This window comes from Streptomyces synnematoformans, from assembly GCF_039531005.1.
GTDB lineage: Bacteria > Actinomycetota > Actinomycetes > Streptomycetales > Streptomycetaceae > Streptomyces > Streptomyces synnematoformans.
Window position 1 is genome coordinate 1 of record NZ_BAAAPF010000399.1, and the last position, 5490, is coordinate 5490.

At 72.7% G+C, this 5490-nt stretch carries 6 protein-coding genes; 3 read left to right on the plus strand and 3 right to left on the minus strand.

Annotated elements, in window-relative coordinates; all coding sequences use genetic code 11:
• On the minus strand, positions 1-1744 hold a 1744-nt coding region (locus ABD317_RS32935), incomplete at its 3' end, for a glycosyltransferase family 2 protein (RefSeq protein WP_344294879.1).
• A 132-nt stretch (positions 1745-1876) separates the two neighbouring features.
• Complete coding sequence (locus ABD317_RS32940) at positions 1877-2221, minus strand: DUF3817 domain-containing protein (protein ID WP_027755289.1); 345 nt, start codon at positions 2219-2221, stop codon at positions 1877-1879.
• Between the two features lie 129 nt (positions 2222-2350).
• Here ABD317_RS32940 and ABD317_RS32945 point away from each other — a divergent pair, with 129 nt between their 5' ends.
• The 3 genes from ABD317_RS32945 to ABD317_RS32955 are packed head-to-tail and all read left to right on the plus strand — an operon-like array spanning position 2351 to position 4367.
• Complete coding sequence (locus ABD317_RS32945) at positions 2351-2989, plus strand: AIM24 family protein (RefSeq protein ID WP_078627743.1); 639 nt, start codon at positions 2351-2353, stop codon at positions 2987-2989.
• A 2-nt stretch (positions 2990-2991) separates the two neighbouring features.
• Entirely contained in the window at positions 2992-3642 is a 651-nt protein-coding gene (locus tag ABD317_RS32950; protein ID WP_344294882.1) for an AIM24 family protein, read from the plus strand.
• Positions 3639-4367 carry an AIM24 family protein gene (locus ABD317_RS32955; protein ID WP_344294884.1) on the plus strand — a complete coding sequence of 243 codons (729 nt, stop codon included), beginning with the start codon at positions 3639-3641 and terminating at the stop codon, positions 4365-4367. Before ABD317_RS32950 ends, ABD317_RS32955 begins: the two co-directional genes overlap by 4 nt.
• A gap of 71 nt (positions 4368-4438) precedes the next feature.
• On the opposite strand, the gene meaB is transcribed toward ABD317_RS32955, so the two are convergent.
• Positions 4439-5401: a methylmalonyl Co-A mutase-associated GTPase MeaB gene (meaB, locus tag ABD317_RS32960; protein WP_344294886.1), complete on the minus strand. Its 963-nt coding sequence runs from the start codon at positions 5399-5401 to the stop codon at positions 4439-4441.
• Positions 5402-5490: the final 89 nt, after the last annotated feature.

The window sequence follows — 5490 nt, forward strand, 5'->3', positions numbered from 1 at the left end:
CCCGGCCCCGTACGGCGGCCGCCGCGGCCAGCGCCGCCCGCCGCCGCACGTCCTCGCGCCGGTTCGTGCGCCGCAGCCGCCACTCGGACCAGGCCCAGATCGAGGCCGGCGCGAGCGCGACGCACAGCGCGAGCACCGTCCAGGTGCGCATCGCCACGTGCGTGTGGCCCAGGACGACCGACGCCAGGAACGAGGTCGCCAGCAGCCCCGCCCAGAACAGGTGGATACGGAACGTCGCCACCCGGTCGGGGCTCGCGCCGCCGCCCTTGGGCGTCACCACGAACCGGCACGGCCGGCGCAGCACCGCCGCCTTGAAGGACGTGAAGTAGATCGGCGCCGACATCGCCGACATCAGCATCCCGGCGAGGCCGCCGGAGCCCTCGGGCTCGTGCGGCGACACGTTGTGCCGCCGGTTCCACAGGTAGAGGCCGATCTGCAGGGCGGCGGCGTCGCTGTAGAGCATCAGCCAGACCGAGGCCGGTACCTGGGTGCCGGAGGAGCCGAGCCAGAGGAAGAGGGTGCAGCTGAGCGCGCCGAGGAACCAGGTGACCGCGGTCATCGGGTAGTAGACGAGCATCAGCGAGTAGTTGAAGAGGCGCCGGATCGGGAAGCGCCCGCCGCCCCGCCCGTACTGGCCGATCAGCGTCTCGTAGGTGCCGCGCGACCAGCGCATCTGCTGGGTGAAGAAGTCGGTCCAGGAGCTGGGCCCCTCGCCGACGGCCAGCACGTCCGGGGTGTAGACCGACCGCCAGTGCCGGCCGGTGGCCGGGTTGCGGGTGCGGTGCAGTTCGAAGCCGGTGGCCATGTCCTCGGTGATCGAGTCGTACAGGCCGCCGACCTGCCGGAGCGCGGAGATGCGCACCGCGTTGTTGGTGCCGACGAACATCGGCGAGCCGTAGGCGTTGCCGGCGCGCTGGATCAGCGCGTGGAAGAGGTACTGCTGGCTCTCGGCGAACTTGGTGACGGCGGCGTCGTAGTTGCCGTACACCTGCGGGCCGACGACGAAGGCGACGTCGGGGTCGCGGAAGTAGCCGAGCATCCGCTCCAGGTACGCGGGCAGCGGCACGTGGTCGGTGTCGACGGAGGCGAAGAAGTCGTACCCGTCGCCGTGCGCCTCCAGCCAGGCGTTGTAGTTGCCGTGCTTGGTCCTGGCGCGGTGCGGGCCCTCCTCGGCGTTCCAGTGCGGCACGCCCTTGCGGCTGAAGTGCCGTACGCCCAGCTCCGCGCAGAGCGCCCGGGCCTCGGGGTCGTCGCCCTCGTCGAGCAGCCAGACGTCCAGCGGCCCGTCGTGCCGCAGCGCGACCGCCCCGGTGAGCGTGGCGCGCACCATGGCGATGGGCTCCTTGCCCGGCACGTACGTGGTGAGGAACGCGACCCGGGTGCCGGGCTCCGCGGTGACCGGGACCGGGTCCCGGGCGACCATCGTGGCGTGCGCGATCGAGACGACGTTGACCAGCCGGAACATCTCGATCAGCCCGATCGATATGAGCATCACCGCGTCCGCGGTGAGCAGCCAGGGCGGCGCCCCGGTGCGCTCGGTCCAGTGCGCGGGCCAGACCAGGTAGAGCAGCAGGGTCCCGGACAGCAGCGGCGCGAACGCCATGAGCAGGACCGCCCGGACGCGGTGCGGCTCACGGGAGAGCAGGCGCGTGTAGCGCACCCGGTAGGGACGGGACGGATCGGGATCCGTCAGCGGCCCCGCGAGGCGGCTGAACTTCTCGTAGTCATAGCCTTCCGGCCGCACGGTCCCTCCGCAGATACGACAACGCCGACATATCCCACCAAAAGCGGAAATTGACTACGTGTCGAACCGGGGAGGGCCGTGCGGGGGGTGCTGCCCCACGGAGGGGCCGGCCGGGCGGGCGGCGGGCGGCGGTCAGGCGCCGACGACGCCCTCCCGCCGGGCGCGGGCGGCCATGATCCCGGCGTCCACCTCGCGGCGCAGCATGCGCTCGGCGACGAAGCCGCCGCCGGGCAGCACGGCGAGGACGAAGTAGAGCGCGGCGCGCTTGGCCGGCCAGCGGGTGCGGTTCCAGGCGTCCGCGAGGAAGAGCACGTACCCGATGAAGAGCAGCCCGTGGATCATGCCCATCACCGGCACCGCGTCGAAGTCCGTGGTCCGCTTGAGCACGGAGCACACGAGCAGCAGCAGGAACGAGACCGCCTCGGGGGCGGAGATCAGGCGGAGCCGGCGGAGGGCGGAAGCGGTCTGGATGTCCACAGGGTCCATCGAAGCAGCCTTCGGATCGTCCGGGAACCGGGGGATCTCCCCGGGCAAACTGGACCCCATTGTGTCAGCCGCCCATACCCGGCCTTCCGGGAGGGGTGGCCGAGCGGCTAGCGTCGGCCCGTGGCTCAGTTTCGACTAGAAGGCAGCAAGGTGCTGGCCGTGGACATGGCCGGCGACGCGGTGAAGGCGAAGAACGGCTCCATGGTCGCCTACGACGGCCAGATGGCGTTCAAGAAGCTCACGGGGGGCGGCGAGGGTATACGGGGGATGGTGACGCGCCGGCTGACCGGCGAGCAGATGGAGCTGATGGAGGTGAAGGGGCAGGGCACCTGCTACTTCGCCGACCGGGCCAGCGTGATCAACCTTGTCGGCCTGCAGTCGGACAAGCTGTACGTGGAGTCCAGCAACCTGCTGGCGACCGACGGCGGGCTGAAGACGGGGACGAGCTTCACCGGGATGCGCGGCGCGAGCACCGGCACCGGGCTGTTCACCACGACCGTGGAGGGCACCGGCCAGGCGGCGCTCATGTCCGACGGCCCCGCGGTGGTCCTGCGGGTCGCGCCGCACATGCCGCTGGTCGTCGACCCCGGCGCGTACGTCGCGCACACCGGCCGGGTCCAGCAGCACTTCCAGTCCGGCGCCACGTTCCGCACCCTCATAGGCGAGGGCGGCGGCGAGGCGTTCCAGATCCGCTTCGAGGGCGACGGGCTGGTCTACGTCCAGCCGAGCGAGCGCAACACGGTGGGGGGTGCGGTCTAGAGATGCCGTTCCGCATGCTCAACTCGAAGATCGCCGAGGCCCGGGTGTCACCCGGCCAGACGATGTACAGCCAGCGGGGGGCGATGCTCGCCTACACCGGGCAGGTCAGCTTCACGCCCAACATCCAGGGCGGCCAGGGCGGGCTGACGTCGATGATCGGCCGCCGGGTGGCGAACGAGGCGACGCCGCTGATGACCGTCGAGGGCTCGGGCACCGTGATGTTCGGTCACGGCGGCCACGAGGTGCACGTCGTCGAGCTGTCCGGCGACACCCTCTACGTCGAGGCGGACCGGCTGCTGGCCTTCGACGGCTCGCTGCAGCAGGGCACGATGTTCATGGGCTCGCAGGGCGGCGTCATGGGCATGGTCCGCGGCCAGGTCACCGGCCAGGGCCTGTTCACCACCACCCTCGCCGGCCACGGCGCGGTGGCGGTGATGGCCCACGGCGGCGTGCTGGAACTGCCGATCACCCCCCGGCGGGCGGTGCACGTCGACCCGCAGGCGTACGTCGCACACCGCGGCCAGGTGCAGAACAAGCTCTCCACCGCGCTCGGCTGGCGCGACATGGTGGGGCGCGGCTCCGGCGAGGCGTTCCAGCTGGAGCTGTCGGGCAACGGCACGGTGTACGTGCAGGCATCGGAGGAGAAGCTGTGAACGCCGGACCCGTCGTCCACGACGCGCAGACGCTGCCGCAGAACGACAACGTCCACCCGTACGCCTTCAGCGTCGCGCTGAACGGCCAGTGGTTCGTGCAGAAGGGGAAGATGATCGCCTACTACGGGCAGATCTCCTTCGACGGCGTCGGCCACGGGGCGTTCGAGGGCCTCGTCGCCGGCAGCTTCCACTCGCCGCTGCACGCCGCGGACTGGGTGGTGGCGCAGGGCAGCGGCATGATGCTGCTCGCGGACCGGGCGTTCGACGTCAACTCCTACGACCTGGACGACGGCAACCTCACGATCCGCTCCGGGAACCTGCTGGCCTTCGAGCCGGGGCTGGAGCTGAAACAGTCGATCGTGCCGGGCTTCCTGACGCTGATCGGCACCGGCAAGTTCGTCGCCGTCTCCAACGGCGCCGTCGTCTTCGTCGAGCCGCCGATCCGGGTCGACCCGCAGGCGCTGGTGGGCTGGGCCGACTGCCCCTCGCCGTGCCACCACTACGACCACGGCTACATGCAGGGCCTCCTGGGCGGCATCCGCGCCATGACCGGCATCGGCGGCGCGTCCGGCGAGGAGCACCAGTTCCAGTTCACCGGCGCCGGGCAGGTGCTGCTGCAGTCGACGGAGACGATGCAGGCCGGGCTGGCGACCGGCGCCGTGCCGCACCAGCAGGGCGTGCCGGGCGGCGCCGGCCAGCCCGGCCCGGCGGGCTTCGGCCGGTAGCGGCCGAACGGCGGACGGCGGACGGCCCGGGCCCGGTGGCGGCCCGGGCCCGGTGCCCGTGCGCCGTCCGGCTAGCCGCCGGTGAGGCCCTCCAGCAGCTCGACGGTCGCGTCGTACGGGTCCAGCTCCCCCGCCGTGATCCGCTCGGCGAGCGCCGACAGCCGGCGGTCGCCGTGCAGGTCGGCCATGCGCTCGCGCAGCGCGGTCACGGCGATCGTCTCGACCTCGCGGGCCGCCCGGCGCCGGCGGCGCTCGGCGAGCACGCCGTGCTCCTCGGTCCAGGCCCGGTGCTTCTCCAGCGCCTCGACCACCTCGTCGGTGCCCTCGTCGCGGGCGGCGACGGTCTTGACGATGGGCGGGCGCCAGTCGCCGGGGGCGCGGGCCTCGCCGAGGCCGAGCATGTGGTTCAGCTCGCGGGCGGTGGCGTCGGCGCCGTCACGGTCGGCCTTGTTGACCACGTAGACGTCGCCGATCTCCAGGATCCCGGCCTTGGCCGCCTGGATGCCGTCGCCCATGCCGGGCGCCAGCAGCACCACGCAGGTGTCGGCCTGCCCGGCGATGTCCACCTCCGACTGCCCGACGCCGACGGTCTCCACCAGCACCACGTCGCAGCCGGCGGCGTCCAGCACCCGGATCGCCTGCGGCGCGGACCAGGCCAGACCGCCGAGGTGGCCGCGGGTGGCCATGGAGCGGATGTAGACGCCGGGGTCGGAGGCGTGCTCGCCCATCCGCACCCGGTCGCCGAGCAGCGCCCCGCCGGAGAACGGCGAGGACGGGTCGACGGCCAGCACGCCGACCCGCTTGCCGCGTCTGCGGTACGCGGTGACCAGGGCGGAGGTGGACGTGGACTTGCCGACGCCGGGCGAGCCGGTGAGCCCGACGACGTAGGCCCGGCCGGCGAGCGGGGCGAGGGCGGCCATCACCTCGCGGAGCTGCGGCGACGCGCCCTCGACCAGGGTGATGAGCCGGGCCACGGCCCGCGGGCCGCCCTCGCGGGCGGCGGCCACGAGGGCGGCTACGTCGGCGGCTGGCATGTGTGATCGCTCCTTGCGTCCGTGCGGGGTTGTCTCCCCAGCCCCGCCCCTTTCCCAAACCGGGGCGCCGCCCCGGCCCCCCACGCGCG

Coding starts and splice junctions, on each gene's coding strand:
- ABD317_RS32950 (WP_344294882.1), top strand. CDS start 2,992: ATGCCGTTCCGCATGCTCAACTCGAAGATCGCCGAGGCCCGGGTGTCA.
- meaB (WP_344294886.1), bottom strand. CDS start 5,401: ATGCCAGCCGCCGACGTAGCCGCCCTCGTGGCCGCCGCCCGCGAGGGC.